This is a genomic window from Mesorhizobium sp. CO1-1-11, assembly GCF_020164995.1.
GTDB lineage: Bacteria > Pseudomonadota > Alphaproteobacteria > Rhizobiales > Rhizobiaceae > Mesorhizobium > Mesorhizobium australicum.
The window spans coordinates 212237-231260 of the sequence record NZ_JAIUHE010000007.1; the positions used below are offsets into that span (position 1 = coordinate 212237).

The 19024-nt window shown below is 63.4% G+C and carries 15 protein-coding genes; 5 read left to right on the top strand and 10 right to left on the bottom strand.

Annotation, left to right across the window (positions count from 1 at the left end; genetic code table 11):
* Window positions 1–68: 68 nt before the first annotated feature.
* The 5 genes from LB554_RS10465 to LB554_RS10485 form a co-directional block, all read right to left on the bottom strand.
* Window positions 69–758 carry an N-acyl amino acid synthase FeeM domain-containing protein gene (locus LB554_RS10465; protein ID WP_224584390.1) on the bottom strand — a complete coding sequence of 230 codons (690 nt, stop codon included), beginning with the start codon at window positions 756–758 and terminating at the stop codon, window positions 69–71.
* A 465-nt stretch (window positions 759–1223) separates the two neighbouring features.
* A complete protein-coding gene (locus LB554_RS10470) occupies window positions 1224–3539 on the bottom strand; it encodes a putative bifunctional diguanylate cyclase/phosphodiesterase (RefSeq protein WP_015314282.1) in 2316 nt (771 codons plus the stop codon).
* Window positions 3540–3677: 138 nt separating this feature from the next.
* Window positions 3678–7163: an indolepyruvate ferredoxin oxidoreductase family protein gene (locus LB554_RS10475; protein ID WP_224584392.1), complete on the bottom strand. Its 3486-nt coding sequence runs from the start codon at window positions 7161–7163 to the stop codon at window positions 3678–3680.
* 216 nt (window positions 7164–7379) lie between these two features.
* Entirely contained in the window at window positions 7380–7913 is a 534-nt protein-coding gene (locus LB554_RS10480; RefSeq protein ID WP_224584394.1) for a hypothetical protein, read from the bottom strand.
* On the bottom strand, window positions 7906–8514 hold the full coding sequence (locus LB554_RS10485; protein ID WP_224584396.1) for a CGNR zinc finger domain-containing protein: 609 nt from the start codon (window positions 8512–8514) through the stop codon (window positions 7906–7908). The genes LB554_RS10480 and LB554_RS10485 overlap by 8 nt, the downstream gene beginning before the upstream one ends.
* A 142-nt stretch (window positions 8515–8656) precedes the next feature.
* On the opposite strand from LB554_RS10485, the gene LB554_RS10490 reads away from it, so the two are divergent.
* The 4 genes from LB554_RS10490 (at window position 8657) to LB554_RS10505 (ending at window position 13156) form a co-directional block, all read left to right on the top strand.
* Window positions 8657–9562 carry a branched-chain amino acid ABC transporter permease gene (locus LB554_RS10490; protein ID WP_140660062.1) on the top strand — a complete coding sequence of 302 codons (906 nt, stop codon included), beginning with the start codon at window positions 8657–8659 and terminating at the stop codon, window positions 9560–9562.
* 180 nt (window positions 9563–9742) lie between these two features.
* Window positions 9743–10327 (top strand): TRAP transporter small permease subunit, encoded by a 585-nt coding sequence (locus LB554_RS10495; RefSeq protein ID WP_015314287.1) that lies wholly within the window; start codon window positions 9743–9745, stop codon window positions 10325–10327.
* Window positions 10327–12114 carry a TRAP transporter large permease subunit gene (locus LB554_RS10500; RefSeq protein WP_224584446.1) on the top strand — a complete coding sequence of 596 codons (1788 nt, stop codon included), beginning with the start codon at window positions 10327–10329 and terminating at the stop codon, window positions 12112–12114. Before LB554_RS10495 ends, LB554_RS10500 begins: the two co-directional genes overlap by 1 nt.
* Window positions 12115–12127: 13 nt before the next feature.
* Window positions 12128–13156 carry a zinc-dependent alcohol dehydrogenase family protein gene (locus LB554_RS10505; RefSeq protein WP_224584398.1) on the top strand — a complete coding sequence of 343 codons (1029 nt, stop codon included), beginning with the start codon at window positions 12128–12130 and terminating at the stop codon, window positions 13154–13156.
* Between the two features lie 104 nt (window positions 13157–13260).
* On the opposite strand, the gene LB554_RS10510 is transcribed toward LB554_RS10505, so the two are convergent.
* Window positions 13261–14370, bottom strand: a complete 1110-nt coding sequence (locus LB554_RS10510; protein ID WP_224584399.1) for a TRAP transporter substrate-binding protein — start codon at window positions 14368–14370, stop codon at window positions 13261–13263.
* 244 nt (window positions 14371–14614) lie between these two features.
* Here LB554_RS10510 and LB554_RS10515 point away from each other — a divergent pair, with 244 nt between their 5' ends.
* Window positions 14615–15406, top strand: a complete 792-nt coding sequence (locus LB554_RS10515) for a gamma-glutamyl-gamma-aminobutyrate hydrolase family protein (protein WP_224584400.1) — start codon at window positions 14615–14617, stop codon at window positions 15404–15406.
* Here the strand turns inward: LB554_RS10515 and LB554_RS10520 are convergent, their stop codons facing one another.
* The 4 genes from LB554_RS10520 to LB554_RS10535 all read right to left on the bottom strand — a co-directional run bounded on the left by LB554_RS10520 (window position 15407) and on the right by LB554_RS10535 (window position 18901).
* Window positions 15407–15811: a hypothetical protein gene (locus tag LB554_RS10520; protein WP_224584401.1), complete on the bottom strand. Its 405-nt coding sequence runs from the start codon at window positions 15809–15811 to the stop codon at window positions 15407–15409.
* Between the two features lie 79 nt (window positions 15812–15890).
* Entirely contained in the window at window positions 15891–16874 is a 984-nt protein-coding gene (locus LB554_RS10525) for a 2-hydroxyacid dehydrogenase (protein ID WP_224584402.1), read from the bottom strand.
* Window positions 16871–17893: a LacI family DNA-binding transcriptional regulator gene (locus LB554_RS10530; protein WP_140788605.1), complete on the bottom strand. Its 1023-nt coding sequence runs from the start codon at window positions 17891–17893 to the stop codon at window positions 16871–16873. Before LB554_RS10530 ends, LB554_RS10525 begins: the two co-directional genes overlap by 4 nt.
* A gap of 66 nt (window positions 17894–17959) precedes the next feature.
* Window positions 17960–18901, bottom strand: coding sequence for a DMT family transporter (locus LB554_RS10535; protein ID WP_015314295.1), 942 nt, complete (start codon window positions 18899–18901; stop codon window positions 17960–17962).
* Between the last annotated feature and the right edge of the window lie 123 nt (window positions 18902–19024).

Genomic DNA, 19024 nt, shown 5'->3' on the forward strand with positions numbered 1-19024 from the left:
ACCGTATTCCTTCCGCTACCTATAACGGCGAAGCCGCGGGAAGGTTCAGATGCAAGGACGACGCCCGTTCAGGCAGCATCGCGGTAGTATTTCGCCGTCGGCACTATGGACAGCGGCGTCAGCCGGTTGATGGCCGGATTGGCGAACATCATCCGCTGTTCCACGGCTGTCGACTTAAAGAACGGGAACCGTTCGAGTGTCTGGCGCAAGTTTTCGCCGCACGGGATTTCGAACAGAGCGATCGGCGCAAGGACCCCCGGGAACACCTTGCCCTCTGTCCTCTGAACGGCATGAAAGATACGAGCATAGTAAGCGGAGTGCTCGATCTTGACCGGCGTTAGCACTGCGGTAAGCCCAAAGTAAGAAGCGGCCACCATGCCAAGCCTGAGCGTCAGAAAAGGCAGAACTCCGGGCGCGGGCGCACTGTCGGGATCGGTTGCGAAACGAGTCCCGTCGATGAACGTCTCTCCGCGGGCAAGCCGCTCGGCCAATATTTCCGGATAGGCATCGACGGACGGCGAATGAGGGTGCTTTCTGGAAATGTAGTGAAGCCGTAACGTGCTGACCAGGTGTCCATCGAAATAGACGCCGAACCGATAGGAATTCGGCAGATTGTCCCAGCGATCCTCGAACATCCCGCTGGCGATCGGGCCGCACATGCCCGATTGCAGGTAGGATTGATAGCGAAGGCGGTAGATCGCCTCCAGATCCTCGCCTCCAGTGATGAGACGGTAGTCGACATGCTCCAGCAATTGCATGATCGACTGGTTCAGCGCCGACCCAGCATTGGAGCTGGCGCCAGCCCGCGCATCGTTTCTCGCAGCATCCATTCTCAAGTCCTCGTATCCGCCGTGAACAGGCTATTCGAGTTGAAATGAGACACAAGCCGAAAATTGGATCCCACTGGTTTACCACTTGTTAACCTTAACAGCTGGAGATCTATGGCTGCGGAGTGGTTGCTGAAGGGGCAGCCTGGACGTTCTAATCCAAGCCTTCATTCCTATGAAAGGCGCTGCAAACTCGGGCGTGAAAAGCACTGGAGCGTTCCGCTTTGACAGATGCGCCGATCCGGTCAAACCTTTTCGCTTCTTCAAAATCGGCCAAAACTACTGCGCGTCTTGGTTGGATTTGTTCGCCGCCGATAAAAGTATTCTGGTTCGCACCAACCGCACGACCCAAGCACGCGCTTTATCAACTTCGATTGGCAGAATTTGCGACGAAAGCTAGCCGACTGTGCGCTTGGCGGCGAGACGCAGATCCGCGGCAAACGGCCAGGTGACGTTCGACATCGTCTCGATGCCCGACGCGCTGAGCGCCGCGCCGAACAGGAAGCCTTGGACAAGATCCGGCTTCACCGAATGCATGAGGACCTTAAGCTGCTCGAATGTTTCCACGCCTTCGATGGTGACGGTGAGCCCCAGGACACGGGTCAGGTCGACGACGCCCTTCAACAGCTCGAGCGAGCGCGGATTGTGGGTGACGTCCATCACGAACGACCGGTCGATCTTGATCTTGTCGAGCGGAAGCTTGTGGAGATAGCTCAGGCTTGAATAGCCGGTGCCGAAATCGTCGAGGGCGATGCGGACGCCAAGCTGCTTCAGTTCCTCGATATACTGGCGGGTCAGGGATTTGTCGTCGAGCAGCGCGGTTTCCGTGACTTCGATCTCCAGGCGGCTAGCATCGAGGCCGGAGTTAGCCAACGCATCGCGCACCTTTTGGATGACGTCGCGGCTGCGGAAATCCCTGGCCGAGAGATTGACCGAGACGCTGGTCTGGTCAGGCCATTTGGCGCATTCGGTGCAAGCTGCATGCAGCACAAAGGTGCTGATCTCGGAAATGATGCCCATCTCCTCGGCCAGGGGAATGAAGATGCCGGGAGAAATCGGTCCGAGATCGGGATGGTCCCAACGGCAGAGCGCCTCGCAGCTGGCGATGCGCATGGTGTTCATCGCCACGATGGGCTGGTAGACGACCCGCAGTTCCCTGCCTTCCACGGCGCTGCGCAGATCCGCCTTCATCAGCTGGCGATTGCGGAATGCGGCATCCATTGCCGCCTCGAACAGCCGCCACCCGTTCTTGCCGAGTTCCTTGGCCTTGTAGAGCGCCAGGTCCGCCTTGACGATCATGGCGTCGACATCGGTTCCGCCGACCTTGGACAGTACCGCGCCGGCGCTGGCCTGGATCCGCAACCCGTGGCCCGCCACGTCGACCTCTCCCTGCAGCTCGGCGAAAATCTGGTCGAGCAGGCTCTCCAGATGGCTTTCGTCATCGATGCGGTCGAAGAACAGCATGAACTCGTCGCCACCGAAGCGGCTGACGGTAAGGCCTTGCCCGGCGATGGCCGCCAGCCGGTCGGCCACGGCGTAGATCAGCCCGTCGCCGACGGGATGGCCGAGCGTGTCATTGACGCTCTTGAAATCGTCGAGGTCGATCACGGCGAGGCCGCACAGGCGATCCCGGTCGCCGGAGGCCATCAGCTCGCCGACCAGTTCGTGGAAATAGGCGCGGTTGGGAAGGCCGGTGAGATTGTCGTAGCGCGCCATGAAGCGGATCTTTTCCTCCGCTTCGACGCGCGCCGTGACATCCTCGAAGGTGATCACGCCGAGTTCCTGGCTGCCTTCACGCGCGGAGAATTCGTAATGCTGGCCGTTGGCGAGCGAAACAAGCACCTTGCGGTCCCTGCCCTCGCGCAGCGCGCGCGTCAGCTGCGCCTCGACGTAGCGGCAGTCCTTCGGCGCCAGCATGCCGCCGGCGACGCCGCGCATCAGAAGCCCGTGGATGGAGCGCCCGAGCAGCGCGTCGGCCGATTTCAGCGACATCAGGTGGGCGGCCTCGGCATTGGCGACCGCGACGCGCCCATCAGGGCCGAGCATGACCAGGCCGTGCGACATGGTGTTGAGCGCGCGGTCGAACTTGCGCGTTATGCTTTTCGCCTGCTTGTGGCCGATGACCGCCGAAAACAGCACATTGCGAACATGGTCGGCGCTGTTGATGGTAATGAACGTCATCGGGAAGATCATCAGACCAAGGACGACGGACGGGGCATCCAGACGCAGCAGGAGCGCTAGCGCCGCCGGACCGATGAAGGTTACAGAAAAAATCCGCACCATGCGCGGAGACCCGTAATTACGGGCGACAACCGTGACCAGGGTCGCCAGGGTCAGCGACATTGCCGCCAGTTCGGCGAATGGGTCGGGATACACATAGATCGACACGAAGCACAGCGCACCCAATCCGAGGCCCTGCAAGCAGCCCTTGAGGATGTAACTGCGCTCCAATCGGTGTGCGTGTTCGACGTCGGCAATCACGCCCCCCGTCTTCAGGAAGCTGCGAATACCGAAATAACGCAGAAGGCTGATCGGCAGTAGAATAAAAGAAAAGGCCAGAAACAACGGATTTTGCGTGCGCAGATAAATCATGAATCCGAGGATCCAGTAGCACGCGCCACCGATCACCAACATGTGCGCGTTGTCGAACAACGACCGCACAAATTGGATATAGACATCCGCGGGGATGCTTTCGGTCTTTGTTTTGCCCATATGATCGGCCCAACGCTAAGCCTTGTCATGCCACAACCGCCTTAAGAAAGGCTTAGACAGAGGGGCTTAAGCTACGGCTTCGGTCGGCCCGCCTCGGCAAGAGGAGCCTTGCAGCAGGCTTCGGGCATGGGTGAGAAATCACTCAGCGGCACTGAGAACCGGTACCGGCATGATTTGGGTCAGTCGCTGGAGCAGTCTGGAGCGCTCGCCCGCCGCCTTTTCGGCGCTTGCCTGCCGGACATGGCCATAGCCGCGGATCAGCGCCGGGACCGAGACCAGGGCTACCGCGGCCTCGATCTTGCCCGGCGCCAGCGAACTGGCCACGAGCTGTAGATCGGCCTCGTACTGCGCCAGCAATTGCCGCTCCATGCGCCGCTCGGCGGTGTAGCCGAACAGGTCGAAGGCCGTGCCGCGCAGGCCCTTCATCGCGGCCAGCAGGCGAAAGCCTTTCATCATCCAAGGGCCGAAGCTCGATTTCCTGGGTTTGCCGTCATTGCCGCGACGTCCCATGATCGGCGGGGCGAGATGGAATTCAAGTTTCTCGTAGCTCTGGAACTGCTTGCCAAGCGCGGCGGCGAAGGAGCCGTCGGTATAAAGCCGCGCAACCTCGTATTCGTCCTTGATCGCCATCAGCTTGAACAGGCTTTTGGCGGCGGCCTCGGTCACGGCGGTCGAACCCGGCACGGCCTTCGTTTCTGACCCTCGCAGCGTCGATATCCTGTCGGCGTAGCGCTTAGCGTAAGCAGCGTTCTGATAGGCCGTGAGGAAGGCAACACGGCGGGCGATGATATCGTCCAGTGTCTCGGCGGCCGGAGCAGCCTTCCCGGCGATCGTCGGGCCGGGCTGGGCGATGAGGCTGCGCACGAAATCCGGCTGATGCGCGGCGCGGCGGCCCCAGCGGAAAGCAGCGATGTTCATCGCCACCGCTTCGCCATTCAATTCAATGGCCTTTTCGACGGCTTCGGCCGAGAGCGGCAGACCGCCGTACTGGAAGGCAAAGCCGAGCATGAACATGTTGGCGCCCAGCGAATTGCCGAACAGGGCTGTGGCGGTGCGGGTGGCGTCGAAGAAATGCGCCTTGTCGTCACCGGCCGCTGAGCGGATCGCCTTCTTCAGGCGCTCGATCGGCAGCGAGAAATCGGCCGATCGGGCAAATTCGCCCGGCATGATCTCGGCGGTGTTGGCGAGGAATATCGTATGCCCCTCGCGCACCGCCGTCAGCACCTTCTTGGCGCCCGACACGACCAGATCGCAGCCGAGCACGAGGTCGGCCTTCCCCGCCGAAACGCGGATGGCATTGATGTCCTCCGGTGTGCGGGCGATGCGGACATGGGTGAACACCGAGCCACCCTTCTGGGCCAGGCCGGCCATGTCGATCATGCCGCAGCCCTTGTCCTCCAGATGCGCCGCCATGCCGAGCACGGCACCGACGGTGACGACGCCGGTGCCGCCGACGCCGTCGATGATCGCCGCCCAGCCCTCGACGCCGAGCGGGAATTCGGCTGGCATCGGCACGCCTTCAAGCGGGTCGGCCCTACCGGCCAGGCCCTCGGCCTTGCGGATCTTGGCACCGTGCACGGTGACGAAGGACGGGCAGAAGCCGTTGACGCAGGAGAAATCCTTGTTGCAGCTCGACTGGTCGATCTTGCGCTTGCGGCCGAATTCGGTCTCGACCGGCTGGATCGAGACGCAGTTCGATTGCACGCCGCAATCGCCGCAGCCTTCGCAGACCAGTTCGTTGATGAAGACGCGCTTGTCGGGATCGGGAAAGGTGCCGCGCTTGCGACGACGGCGCTTTTCGGCGGCGCAGGTCTGGTCGTAGAGCAGGATCGATACGCCCTTGACGTCGCGCAGCTCGCGCTGGACGAGGTCAAGGTCGTCGCGGTGGTGGATAGTGGCGCCGGCCGGGAATTCGGCCTTCCCGGCATATTTGTCGGGTTCGTCGGTGACGATGGCGATGCGGTCGACGCCCTCTGCCCGCACCTGCCTGGCGATCATGTCCACCGTCAGCCCGCCCTCATGCGGCTGGCCCCCAGTCATGGCGACGGCGTCGTTGTAGAGGATCTTGTAGGTGATGTTGGCCCCGCTCGACAGGGCGAAGCGGATCGCCAGCGTGCCGGAATGGTTGTAGGTGCCGTCGCCGAGATTCTGGAAGATGTGGTCGCGCCTGGAGAACGGCGCCTGGCCGACCCATTGCGCCCCCTCGCCGCCCATGGCGGTAAAGCCAACTGTGTTGCGATCCATCCAAAGCGCCATGAAGTGACAGCCGATGCCGGCGGCGGCGATCGAGCCGTCCGGCACCTTGGTCGAGGAATTGTGCGGACAGCCCGAACAGAAGAAAGGTGTGCGCGAGCCGATGTCGGTGGCATCGGCCAGCATCGCCTGGAACTGGCGTAGCTTGGCTACCCTTGCCGAAATCTCTTCGGACGGGCCGATGGTCCTCAGGATTCTCTCGCCGAGCGCAATGGCGATCTCGTTGGGGTCGAGCGCCCCCTTGGCCGGAAATAGCCAGTCGCCGCGCTCGTCCTTCTTGCCGACGATGACCGGCTGCGAGGCCGTGCCATAAAGGCTTTCGCGCAGTTGCACCTCGATCAGCGAGCGTTTCTCCTCGACGACGACGATGGTGTCGAGACCGCGCGCGAAGTCGGCGATGTGCTGCAGGTCGAGCGGCCAGGGGCAGCCGACCTTGAACAGCCGCACGCCGATGCGGTTGGCGGCCTGCTCGTCGATGCCGATATCCTCCAGCGCCTGGCGGACATCGAGATAGCTCTTGCCCAGCGTGACGATGCCGAGTTTCGGATTGCGGCCGCCCGAATAGACGATCCTGTTCAGCCCATTGGCATGAATGAAGGCGGAGGCGGCGGCACGCTTGTGCTCATGCAGCCGTTCTTCCTGGCCGAGCATGTCGATCTCGTGGCGGATGTTGAGGCCGCCCGGCGGCATGTCGAAATCCGGGACGACGATGTTCAACCGTTCGAGCGAGGCATCGACCGAAGCCGTCGATTCGATGTTGTCCTTGACGCATTTGATCGCCGCCCAGGTGCCGGCGAAGCGCGACATGGCAAAGCCGTACAGGCCATAGTCGATGATCTCCTGGACACCGGCCGGGTTGAGGATCGGCACCATGGTGTCGACGAAGAGGAATTCCGTGGCGTGCGCATTGGTCGAGGATTCGGCCATGTGGTCGTCGCCCATGAGCGCAAGGACGCCGCCATGTCTGGACGAGCCGGCGAGATTGGCGTGGCGGAACACGTCGCCCGAACGATCGACGCCCGGCCCCTTGCCGTACCAGACCGAAAACACGCCATCATGGGTGCCCTCGCCCAGCAGTTCCGTCTGCTGCGAGCCCCAGCAGGCGGTGGCGGCCAGTTCTTCGTTGAGGCCGGGCTGGAAAACGATGTCGGCCCCGGCGAGCTGCTTTTTCGCCTTCCACAGCTGCATGTCGAGGCCACCGAGCGGCGACCCGCGATAGCCGGAGACGAAGCCTGCCGTGTTCAGGCCGGCGCGGCGGTCGCGCTCGCGCTGCATCAGGAGCATGCGGATGACCGCCTGCGCGCCGGACAGGAAGATGCGCTCCTTTCCAAGATCGAACTTGTCGTCGAGCGCGACATCGTGCAGCGTCATCAGGCATTTCCTCTGCGAAGGCCGCGCGGGGCAGCAGCCAACGTCGGGATCGGATGACGCATCCTTTCTTCCCTTGCAAGGCAGGTCAAACAAAATCGAAAGGACCGGCCAACGCGCGACAAGCAGCTCGGCGGGCGCTGGACCACGCATGAAACGGTGCGCCGACAGCGCGATGGCACACGAAAATTCAGCCGAAATCAAGGCCGTCGGAAGGTGTCAGCCGGCTTTCGAGCAGTCCGGCTTCGGCTCGCCCGGCAGCTTGCCGTCGGGATGGCCGACGAGGTCGGGATTGGCCGTGTAGAGTTGGTCGATGACCAGCGGCCGATCGGGCAGGATGGACTGGTCTTCCGTAGACATCAGCGTGGTGTCGATCTCCTGCAGGACCGCGCCATCGGCGCCCTTGATGCTGATGGCGATGGCATAGGGCTTGTTCTTGACGACGCAAGTCAGCGCCGGGCTTTCCAGGCTCACCTTGTCGAGCTTCGGCCAGATCTTCTGCTCGACCACGAAGGGATCACCACCGGCGGGGTTCTGGAAGCTGGCAACCGCCACCTGACCCTCGCCCATCGGCCGCAAGGGCCTCAGCGTCACGACATAGGTCGCCCTGGCGAGGCGGTAATTGAAGACGAATATCTTGCCGGAAACTTCGAACAGCTTGCCTTCACCGCCGGTATCCCGGCAAGCGCCAAGCGTCATCGCCGCAATCAGCGCCGCGCCAACAAGCGTCGAGCGGGAAAGAATTCTAGGCATTCCTGACCTCATTGGCGGCCATGCGGCGGCGATAGTGACGGCTTGCCTTCTGCCTGTTGCCGCACACCGCCATGTCGCACCAAAGGCGGCTGGAATTGCGGCTTCTGTCGACGAACAGCCAGGTGCAATTGGGACAGATCCTGAGCCTCGCGACGGTGTCGTCACGCAGCAGGGAAAGCGCCGAAACCGCCAGTGCCGCCTCGAAGGCGATCGGCGTCGCCGGATCGCCGAACGGCCGTCCCTGCGCCCCGATCTCGGTTCCGCTGGCGGCCAGGCCGTCGGCGCAGGACCGCAGGAATTCGGGCAGATCGGCGGTGGCGACCGCGCCTTTCGACACCGCGCCTCGAAACAGCCTATCGGTCGTCTCGCGGATCGCCAGCACGACGGGCGCGATTGCCGCCGGCGAGGACACCGCCAGCCGCCTGTCGCCAAGCTCGGCGGCGCGAAAGCCGCTGGCCGCGTCGGCGAAGCGGGCGATTTCGGCCGGATCGTCGAAGCGGTCGAATGTGCGCTCCGGATCGCCGCGCAGCACGACGGTGTTCGCCGTGTCGAGCGCGAGCAGGCCGCCGGTGAAGCGGTGAGGAGTCCAGGCAACTGTCATTTCCGGAAATCTAACCGATAAATCGCGTTTGACAAGTTAGATTCGGCGATGCAAACCTCGGATGCGCAGGGTATCGTCGCCTTTGTCCGCTCCGCGCTTGTCCTATTCCCTCTTGGGCGGGATGCTTCTGGTGTTGTCGAGCATGCTTTACTTCTTCCAGCAGGTGCTGAACGGGCTGCATTCGGGTGCGCTCTATGCGTTGCTCGCCTTCGGCTATGTGCTGACCAACGGCATTCTGCACCGCACCAACCTCGCCTATGGGGCGCTGTTTGCCTTTTGCGGCCAGGCAATGATCCTGAGCGTCGCCTTCGGCTACCAAGTGCTGTGGCTGACGCTGCTGGCTTCGGTGCTGTTCGGCGTCCTCGCGGCGTTCCTCTATGCGGCGCTCATCAGCCATGTCCTGTCGCGCAGCGTCTTCGAGCCGTTGGCCGACCGCTCGCCCAACGCCATCGTGGTGACGACGCTCGGCATCCTGCTCGTCCTGTCGGAAGCAAGCCGCATCGCCGCCGACACACATGATCTGTGGCTGCCGCCGATGCTGGCCGAGCCCGTCGTTTTCGCCGAAGCCTCCGGATTCAAGGCGACGCTGACGCTGATCCAGGTGCTCGACTGCGCCGTGGTCGTGGCGGCGGTCGCCCTCGCCACCTGGGCATTTGCCCGCTCAAACTTCGGCCGGTGCTGGCGCGCCGTCTCCGACGACCCCAGGGCCGCCGCCCTATGCGGCGTCGACGTGCGCGGCGTGTTCCGGCGTGCCGTGCTGTTCGGCGGCTTCTGCGCCGCGCTAGCCGGGGTCATGGCCAGCCTCTACTACGGCAATGTCAGCTTCGGTTCCGGCCTTGTCTACGGCCTGAAGATCCTGTTCGTGACGGCGGTCGGCGGTTATCTCTCACCGCCAAGGGCAGCGCTGGGCGCGGCCGCTTTCGGCATGGCCGAATCACTGTGGGCCGGCTATTTCCCGGCCGAATGGCGCGATGCCTGGATGTATCTGTTCCTGGTTGCCATGCTGATCCTGATCGGCGCCGGCCGCGACACCGGCAAGGTCGTCTGATCCCGCCAGACTTTGGTTGCATGACGTTTCGTCAGGGCGCGGTTTTCCACCGTGCCGGGAGCGCCGATGGCCTGCATCCGTCCTCCCCTTGTTGACCAACCGGACCACGCACTGCATACGGTTGGGCCAGGCGGCGCGACGAAAGGGGCGATCGCGCGTCACCGCATCAGGGAGGAATGCATGGCAGGGCTTCTCGCTCTATCCAGAACGATCGATCGTATGAACGAGTTCATCGGCAAATCGGTATCCTGGCTGATCCTGCTGGCGATCCTGGTGAGTGCGGCCAACGCGGTCATCCGCAAGGTGTTCGACACCTCGTCCAACGCCTGGCTGGAGCTGCAATGGTACCTGTTCGGAGCCGCCTTCATGCTGGCCGCCGCCTACACGCTGAAACAGAACGAGCATATCCGCATCGATATCGTCTACGGCCTGTTTTCACGCCGCGTGCAGCACTGGATCGACCTCTTCGGCCACGTCTTTTTCCTGATGCCGTTCGTGACGCTGATGGTGTTCTATTTCGTGCCCTACGTGTCGCTGTCGTTTCACAGCGGCGAGATGTCGACCAACGCCGGCGGCCTGATCGTGTGGCCGGCCAAGGCGATCCTGCTGGTCGGCTTTTTCCTGCTCGCGCTGCAGGGCATTTCCGAGATCATCAAGAAGATCGCCATCATGCGCGGCGTCATTGAGGATCCCAACCCATTCATTTCCGTGCACGAACAGGCTGAACTCGAAGCCAAGGCGCTCGCCGAAGAGGTGCGTTCGTGATGGAGTTCATCGCCCAGAACATGGCGCCGATCATGTTCGCCTCGCTGATCCTGTTCATGCTGATCGGCTATCCCGTCGCCTTTTCGCTCGCCGCCAACGGCTTGATGTTCTTCTTCATCGGCGTGCTTCTGACGCCCTATTCGGGCGGCGCGATCAATCTCGCATGGCCGCTGCTCTATGCGCTGCCGGACAATTTCTACGGCAGCCGGGTGATGTCGAACGACACGCTGCTGGCGATCCCGTTCTTCACCTTCATGGGCATCGTGCTCGAACGATCGGGCATGGCCGAAGACCTGCTCGACACGATCGGCCAGTTGTTCGGACCCGTCCGAGGCGGCCTCGCCTACGCGGTGATCTTCGTCGGCGCACTGCTGGCGGCGACCACAGGCGTGGTGGCGGCGTCCGTTATCGCCATGGGACTGATCTCGCTGCCGATCATGCTGCGCTATGGTTATGACCGCCGGGTGGCATCCGGCGTCATCGCGGCGTCGGGCACGCTCGCCCAGATCATTCCGCCATCGCTGGTGCTGATCGTTCTCGCCGACCAGCTCGGCCGCTCTGTCGGCGACATGTATGCCGGCGCCCTGATCCCCGGCCTGGTGCTGACAGGCCTATACACGCTCTACATCGTGATCATGTCGATCGTCCGACCAAAGTCGATGCCGGCCCTGCCGCTCGAGGCGCGGACGCTCGGCCATGGCGTGGTGTCGTTGCTGATCGCGTTGATAGCGGCCATTGCGGTCGCCTATGCCGCCTACCCTTACCTGGTGCCCGCTCATGGCGACAATGCCGATATTCTCGGCGCGACGGTCGGCGTCATCTTCATCTACATCGTCGCGATCCTCGACCGCAGCCTGAACATCAACATGATGTCGCGGCTGGCGCAGCAGGTCGTGATCGTGCTGATCCCGCCGCTGGCGCTGATCTTCCTGGTGCTGGGCACCATCTTTCTCGGCATCGCCACCCCAACCGAGGGCGGCGCGATGGGCGCGGTCGGTGCGCTGGCGATGGCGGCAATGAAGGGCCGGCTGTCGATGGACGTGATCAAGCAGGCGCTGGCCTCGACGACGCGGCTGTCGTCCTTCGTGCTGTTCATCCTGATAGGCGCGCGGGTGTTCTCGCTGACCTTCTACGGCGTCAACGGCCAGATCTGGGTCGAGCATCTCTTGACCTCGCTGCCGGGCGGCGAAGTCGGTTTCCTGATCGGCGTCAACATGCTCGTCTTCTTCCTCGCCTTCTTCCTCGATTTCTTCGAACTGGCCTTCATCATCGTGCCGCTGCTGGCGCCGGCGGCCGACAAGCTCGGCATCGACCTGATCTGGTTCGGCGTGCTCCTGGGCGTCAACATGCAGACCAGCTTCATGCATCCGCCATTCGGCTTCGCGCTGTTCTACCTGCGCTCGGTCGCTGCCCGCGTGCCCTATCTCGATCGCCTGACCGGCAAGCAGATCGCGCCGGTGACAACGGGCCAGATCTATTGGGGCGCGGTGCCATTCGTCTGTATCCAGGTGATCATGATCGGCCTGACCATCGCCTTCCCGCAAATGGTGATGCGCTACAAGGGCACGGCCGTCGATTCCGGCACGATCGACTACACGGTGCCCGGGGTGCCCAGCCTGTCGCCGCTCGGCGCGCCGGACGGTGGCGGCGCGCCTGCCAATGGCGGCGCCGCACCGACGGCGCCCGGCACGCCCGATCTGTCGCAGCCCCCGAATTTCGGCGATGCGCCGCCGGCCAAGCCGGCTGCACCCGCGCCGGACCTGTCGCAACCTCCGAGCTTCAATTGATGGAAACGATGCCATGAAAGCCGTGCGGTTGGAGGCAGTGGGCAGCATCTCGTTGCGCGAGATCGCCAAACCGGTCCCGGGCCCGGACGACCTCCTGGTGCGGATCGAAGCCTGCGGTGTCTGCGGCACCGACCGGCATCTTTTCCACGGCGAGTTCCCCTGCAGGCCGCCAGTGACACCCGGGCACGAATTCTCCGGCATCGTCGAGGCAATCGGCACCGCCGTCTCCGGCTTTGCCGTCGGCGACCGCGTCACCGGCGACCCCAACATCGCCTGCGGGCGCTGCGGCCATTGCCATGCCGGCCGCGTCAATTTGTGCGGCAATCTCACCGCCATCGGCATCCACCGCGACGGCGGCTTTGCCGACTATGTGGTGATTCCGCAGAAACAGGCCTTTGTCCTTCCCGCCGATCTGAAGCCAACTCATGGTGCTTTCTGCGAGCCGCTCGGCTGCTGCCTGCACGGCGTCGACCTTGCCGAGATCAAGCCAGGCAGCTCGGTGGTCGTGCTCGGCGGCGGCGTCATCGGCCTGCTTACCGTGCAACTGGCGCGGCTGGCCGGGGCGACCACCATCATCCTGTCGACACGGCAAGCCTCGCGGCGCGCGCTTGCCAGCGAACTCGGTGCGACGGCGACGGTCGATCCCGCCGCCACCGATGTGATCGAGGCCATCGCCGGTCCGGCCGGACTGATGCCTGGTGGCGCCGACGTGGTGTTCGAATGCGCCGGTGTGCGCGAGACCGTCGAGCAGTCGATGCGGCTGGCAAGGGCGGGCGGCACCGTCGTTATCGTCGGCGTGACGCCGCAAGGCATGAAGGTGGAATTCGAGCCCTTCGACCTGTTGTTCCGCGAACTCAAGGTAGTGGGCTCATTCCTCAATCCCTACACGCATCGCCGCGCCGCCGAGCTTATCGCGTCGGGCGTGATCGAGATCAATCGGCTGATCTCCAGGCAAGTCACGCTCGAAGAGGCGCCAGGGGTGATCGCCAATCCACCGGCTCCGGGTGAAGTGAAGGTGCTGGTGGTACCAGCTATGGGCTGAGGTTCAGGCTTCGCGGCATTTGGCGATTGCCGTCGCCGTCGAGCAAAGAAAAGCCCCGGGGAACAAAAATGCCCCGAGGCTTTCGAAAAGCAAAGTACGATCGCCTACAGCTTGCCGTTGCGCTGCTGGACCATCATGAAGGTGTCGTAATTGTATTCGGCCACCTGGGCCCAGAGATAGTGCTCCTTGCGGAAGCCCTTGATCGATTCCCAGATCTTCTTGAACGGCGCGTTCGAGGCTTCCATTTCGGCGTAGACCTCGTTGGCCTTCTCGAAGCAGGCGGCCATGATCTCCTGGCTGAATGGGCGCAGTTTGGCGCCGCCGGCCACCAGCCGCTTCACCGCCGGAGGGTTCACATAGTCATATTTCTGCAGCATGTTGGCGTCCGCGGCCTGGGCGCACGTGCGCAGCAGCGACTTGTAGGTCGGAGAAAGCTCGTCGTATTTCGTCTTGTTGAACATCAGGTGGACGGTCGGGCCGCCTTCCCACCAGCCGGGGTAGTAATAATAGGGCGCGACCTTGTAGAAGCCGAGCTTCTCGTCGTCATAGGGGCCGACCCATTCGGCGGCGTCGATGGTGCCCTTTTCCAGCGCCGGGTAGATGTCGCCGCCGGCGATCTGCTGCGGCACGACGCCGAGCTTCTGCACCACTTTGCCGGCAAAGCCGCCAATGCGCATCTTGAGGCCGGAGAGGTCGGCGACGGTGTTGATCTCCTTGCGGAACCAGCCGCCCATCTGCACGCCGGTGTTGCCGCCCGGCAGGCCGAACAGACCTTGCGTGGCGAGAAACTCATTGAACAGATCGATGCCGCCGCCATGGTAGTGCCATGCATTCATGCCGCGCGCGTTGAGCGAAAAGGGCACCGCCGCACCCAGCGCCCATGTCGGGTCCTTGCCCCAGTAATAATATGCCACCGTGTGGCAGGCCTCGACCGTGCCGGCCGTGGTGGCATCGGCGGCCTGCAGGCCGGGAACAAGCTCGCCCGCGGCAAAGACCTGGATCTGGAAATTGCCGTCGGTGGCTTCCGACAGCATCTTGGAGAACACTTCGGCCCCGCCATAGATGGTGTCGAGCGACTTCGGGAAGGACGACGCCAATCGCCATGTCACCTTGGGGTTGGACTGGGCGATTGCCGGTGCGGCGAGCGTGGCCGCCGCCGCGGCTGCGCCGACGCCGGTGACGCCGGCCTTGCGGATAAATGAACGACGATCCATGCAGTTCCTCCCTTTTGGACCAACAAACCGACGTTCGGGAAATCCTCGGCTCCCGCATCGGTTCGCTCGAAACAATACACGGGCAAGGAGTCGAGTCCAGCACGGCGGCCGGATTTGATTGCGAAGCCATGCGACCCTGCAACTATAGTCTAACAGGCGGTTTCGTGGCCCATGCGACACGCTGAGACTTGGCTGGAAAAATGCCGGGGGATCGCTTATTTAAAGGCAGGACATCCCTTGCCAGATGGAAGACAGACCCAAAATGCAGCAGCCGCTCGTCGCCATATCGACCGACGTCCGTCAGTTCGACAACTACACCTGGCATGCCGCCCCCCAACAATATCTGGAAGCAGCAATCGTAGGTGCCGGCGTTTTCCCACTGCTCGTGCCATCGTTCGGCGACCGGCTGGACTTCGACGAACTTCTGTCGTCGGTCGACGGCGTCATGTTGACGGGCTCGAAATCCAACGTCGACCCCTCGCTCTATGGCGGCGATGCCAGCGAAGCGAACGGCCCCTATGACACCGGGCGCGACTCCACGACGCTGCCGCTGATCCGCAAGGCTATCGAGCGTGGCGTGCCGCTGCTTGCCATCTGCCGCGGCATCCAGGAATTGAACGTGGCGCTCGGCGGCACACTGGGCACCGAGATCCAGGAACGCGAGGGGTCGCTGGACCACCGTGCGGCGGTGAGCGACAAACAGGATGAGCGCTTCGCCATTCACCAGACCATTTCGATCAAGGCAGGCAGTTGCCTGGCCGGCGTGTTCGGCGCCGGCGACATCAAGGTCAATTCCTTGCATCGCCAGGCGATTGACCGGCTGGGATCGAAGCTCGAGATCGAGGCTGTCGCCACCGACGGCACGGTCGAAGCGGTTTCGGTCAAGGGCGCCCGCGCCTTCGCCGTCGGCGTCCAGTGGCATCCCGAATACTGGGTCAAGTCGGACAGCAATTCCGCCAAGATTTTTCGCGCTTTCGGCGATGCGGTGCGCCTGCATGCCGCCGCGAAAGCCGGCGCGCGGGCGGCGGCGGAGTAGTCAGTTTCCAGGTTTCAGGCCACCGTCTGATGCCAGCGACAGCAACGGCTGGGCCGGCGCGTAGGATTCGTAGCCATCGCCATCAGCCACGGCAAAGGTGACGATCGGATCGATGCCGTTGGCGCTGAAGGCAACGGTTCCGTCGTTTTGCTCGCGCCAGAATTTAGCCCGCTCGAGGCCCGGCAGGAGCCGTCGGCAATTCGGCGCCACCGTCAGCAGCGACAGGCCATCCGAGACCGAGGCGCCGCGCGTGACCGCGCATGCGCCTTCGTCGCCATTGGCAATCAGTCTGTAGGCATTGGAAGGCGTGGCCTCATTGGCAGCGCTTTCCCCGCTGCCGTCATGAAACAGCTGAACGCCGCCAAACAGCGCGGCGGCACCGATCAATGCGAAAAGCGTTTTCATCATTCCTCATCCAGCACACAGGATGAAGACTGATTTCAAAGGGTTAAGCGGACGTTAATAAGTGTGGCAGTGCCACCGCTCAAGGGCGAGCCTTCACATGCGCCGTCTCGGGCACTGGTGTCAGCGGCCTGCGGTCGCTGAACCACGACACCATATTGTCGACGCACAGATCGGCCATGGCGCGGCGTGTATGCTCCGAGGCCGAGCCGACATGCGGCAACAGAGAGGCGTTTGGTAAGTCGAGCAACGCTTTGGGGACATTCGGCTCGTCGGCGAAGACATCGAGCCCGGCCGCGGCGATGGTGCCGTCGGCGAGAGCGGCCGCAAGGGCCGCCTCGTCGACGGTACTGCCGCGGCCGATGTTGACGAAGACGCCGTTCGCGCCGAGCGCCGACAGGATCGCGGCATTGACCGCTTTCTGTGTCGAAGCACCGCCGGGCGCCACCGAAATCAGCGTGTCGACTTCCTCGGCCAAGCCCTTCAGCGTGTCATGGTATTGGTAGGACAGGCCTTCGACCCGGCGCCGGTTGTGATAGGCGATCGGCAGGCCGAAGGCCTCCAGCCGCCGTGCAATGGCCTGTCCGATGCGGCCCATGCCGAAAATACCGACGCGGCGCGCGCGCAAGGTCAGCCGGCTCAGCGGATAGTTGCCCTTCTTCGCCCAGCTGCCGTCACGCAGCCAGGTTTCGGCACGCGGCAGATCGCGCACCGTGTTGATCAGCAGCCCGATCGCGGTGTCGGCGACCTCTTCGGTCAGCACGTCGGGCGTGTTGGTGACCATGATGTTCTTCGCCGCCGCATGGCCGACATCGACCGAATCGTAGCCGACGCCGAACGAGGCTATGAGTTCGAGCTTCGGCAACGCATCGATCATCGCCGCACTGATGCCGGCAAAGGATGCGATGCCACGCACCGCGCGGCGCATCTCGTCGGTGACCAGCGCGGGATCGGCGCGCTCGATGCCGATGCGATTGAACGTCCGGTCGATACGCGCGACGGCGTGGTCGCTGAAATCGGCCGGCACCAGAATGGCAACGGCTCCCAATTGTTCGGCCTTGGTCATGCACGCTCCACCGGCTTGCCGGTCGACTGGCGCACATGCAGTTCCGGCTTGATCAATTCCTGCGAGGGCCGCACCGTCTGCCCGTTGAGCTTGTCGAGCAGCGCACTGGCGGCGCGGCGGCCGACCTCGCGCTGGCCGTTCCAGACGGTGGTCAGCGCCGGCGTGGCTATCGCCGCCTCTTCGAGGTCATCATAGCCGGTGACGGAGATGTCGACGCCCGGCACAAGGCCGGCACGCGCAATGCCGTTCATCAGGCCGATGGCGACGAGGTCGTTCCAGCAGCAGGCCGCGGTCGGCCTGTCCTTCAGCGCCAGAAACTGCCCGGCGGCCTCGAAACCGGCCTGCTTGGTGCGCGGGCCTGATATGCGCCAGGACGGCCTGACGTCGAGTCCGGCTGCCTCCATGGCGTTCACATAGCCTTGGTAGCGATCGCGGCCGGTCGAGGTCTGGTCGGTGCCGCCGATCATGGCGATGCGCTTGTGGCCGAGCGAGATCAGATGGTTGGTGGCGAGGCCCGTGCCATAGGCATCGTCGCCGCGAAACACCGGTACGTCGGCGCCCTCGACGGTGCGTGCGATCAGCACCGCCGGCAGCCCATTCTCCTCGGCCATGACGATATCGGACGCCGGCGTGCCGATAGCCGGCGACATGATGACGCCATCGGCGCCGAGCTGCAGCAATGTATCGATGAAGGTGCGCTGTTTTTCGAGCTGATCGTAGTGATTGGACAGGATGAAGGTCTGCCGGCTGCGGTCGAGCTCACTCTCGATCGAGCGCAGAATCTCGGCGAAGAACGGGTTCATGATGTCGTGGACGACGACACCGACAATGCCCGAGCGCGAGGTGCGCAGGCTGGCGGCGCGGCGGTTGTAGATATAGCCGATGGCGCGCGCATGTTCCTTAATGCGGTCGCGCGTCGAGCCGGCAACCAGCGGGCTGTCGCGCAGTGCCAAGGATACGGTGGCCGTGGACACGCCGAGCGCATCCGCGATCGTCGACAGCTTGATCTTCTGTGCCAGCCTTTCGCTCCCCGTCGTTTTTTTAAACTGTTTAAGGGCGGCCTTATGCCATCGATCCGGGCCAAATCAAAGTTTTTTTGCCAGCGCCTCGGCCTCGACATCCGAGGCCGCACGGCTGCGCAGCCTGAGCCGATGTTCGCGATGGACGATGTAGAGGCCGCTGGCGACGATGATGGCGGCGCCGACCAGCGTCCAGCGGTCGGGGAACTGCTTGAAGACAAGCCAGCCCGAAATGATCATCCACACCATTTGCGAATAGGGATATGGCGCGAGCGCTGTGGTCGTCGCCAGCCGATAGGCCTGGACCAGCAACCAGTGGCCGACACCGCCGAACACGCCAAGCATGAGCAGCACGGACCAGTGCCAGCCATCATGCGGCAGGGAAAATGAAAACGGCAGCAAGGGCAGCAGCAGGACCGTCGGCGCCAACGCCGAGAACAAGATCAGGCTCTCCGGAGTCTCGGTCGCCGACATGCGGCGCGTCATGATGACATAGAAGCAGTTCGACAGCATCGAGCCGAGCGCGAAGAGATGTCCGATGCCGAAAACGCCGACACCGGGCCGCGTGATGATCAGGACCCCGGCGAAAGCGGCCAGGATAGCCAGCCAGCGCCGCCATCCGGCCCATTCGCCGAGCAGCGGCCCGGCAAGGGCGGTGATCACCATCGGCCCGAAGAAATAGATGGAGGTCGTCTCGGCCAGTTGCAGGGAGCGCAGCGCCAGGACATTGAACATGGTCGAGCCGAACAGGAACGCGCCGCGCATGACATGCGCCGGCAGGTTGACCGGCCGAAATCGCCTCGGTTCGCGCCAGCCACGCAGCAGCGCTCCAACCAGCACGACATGCACGGCAAAGCGCACCCAGGCGACGATCAGGACGGAGACGCCGGCCAGGACGAGATATTTGCTGCTGGTGTCGAGGAAGGTGAAGAAGACATAGGTGGTCAGCATGCACAGGATCGCCACCGGCGGCGTCGCGCTTTCGACATGTCTTTGGGAAGGATTCACGTGCAGGCCGGGGAAAAGCTGGGCTGGAACCCCACCTTTGCGGGAATTGCGGCTTGCCGGCAAGCCAATTGTCGCCCGCAGCCGCGCCTAAGCTCGCTGGTACAACAACAGTCGGCGTCAGGC

Excerpts from the sequence above, each read along its gene's own strand:
- LB554_RS10500 (WP_224584446.1), top strand. The coding sequence starts at position 10,327 with ATGGAGTTCATCGCCCAGAACATGGCGCCGATCATGTTCGCCTCGCTG.
- LB554_RS10505 (WP_224584398.1), top strand. The coding sequence starts at position 12,128 with ATGAAAGCCGTGCGGTTGGAGGCAGTGGGCAGCATCTCGTTGCGCGAG.
- LB554_RS10525 (WP_224584402.1), bottom strand. The coding sequence starts at position 16,874 with ATGACCAAGGCCGAACAATTGGGAGCCGTTGCCATTCTGGTGCCGGCC.
- LB554_RS10510 (WP_224584399.1), bottom strand. The coding sequence starts at position 14,370 with ATGGATCGTCGTTCATTTATCCGCAAGGCCGGCGTCACCGGCGTCGGC.
- LB554_RS10480 (WP_224584394.1), bottom strand. The coding sequence starts at position 7,913 with ATGCCTAGAATTCTTTCCCGCTCGACGCTTGTTGGCGCGGCGCTGATT.
- LB554_RS10515 (WP_224584400.1), top strand. The coding sequence starts at position 14,615 with ATGGAAGACAGACCCAAAATGCAGCAGCCGCTCGTCGCCATATCGACC.
- LB554_RS10495 (WP_015314287.1), top strand. The coding sequence starts at position 9,743 with ATGGCAGGGCTTCTCGCTCTATCCAGAACGATCGATCGTATGAACGAG.
- LB554_RS10485 (WP_224584396.1), bottom strand. The coding sequence starts at position 8,514 with ATGACAGTTGCCTGGACTCCTCACCGCTTCACCGGCGGCCTGCTCGCG.
- LB554_RS10475 (WP_224584392.1), bottom strand. The coding sequence starts at position 7,163 with ATGACGCTGCACGATGTCGCGCTCGACGACAAGTTCGATCTTGGAAAG.
- LB554_RS10490 (WP_140660062.1), top strand. The coding sequence starts at position 8,657 with ATGCTTTACTTCTTCCAGCAGGTGCTGAACGGGCTGCATTCGGGTGCG.
- LB554_RS10520 (WP_224584401.1), bottom strand. The coding sequence starts at position 15,811 with ATGAAAACGCTTTTCGCATTGATCGGTGCCGCCGCGCTGTTTGGCGGC.
- LB554_RS10465 (WP_224584390.1), bottom strand. The coding sequence starts at position 758 with ATGCAATTGCTGGAGCATGTCGACTACCGTCTCATCACTGGAGGCGAG.
- LB554_RS10470 (WP_015314282.1), bottom strand. The coding sequence starts at position 3,539 with ATGGGCAAAACAAAGACCGAAAGCATCCCCGCGGATGTCTATATCCAA.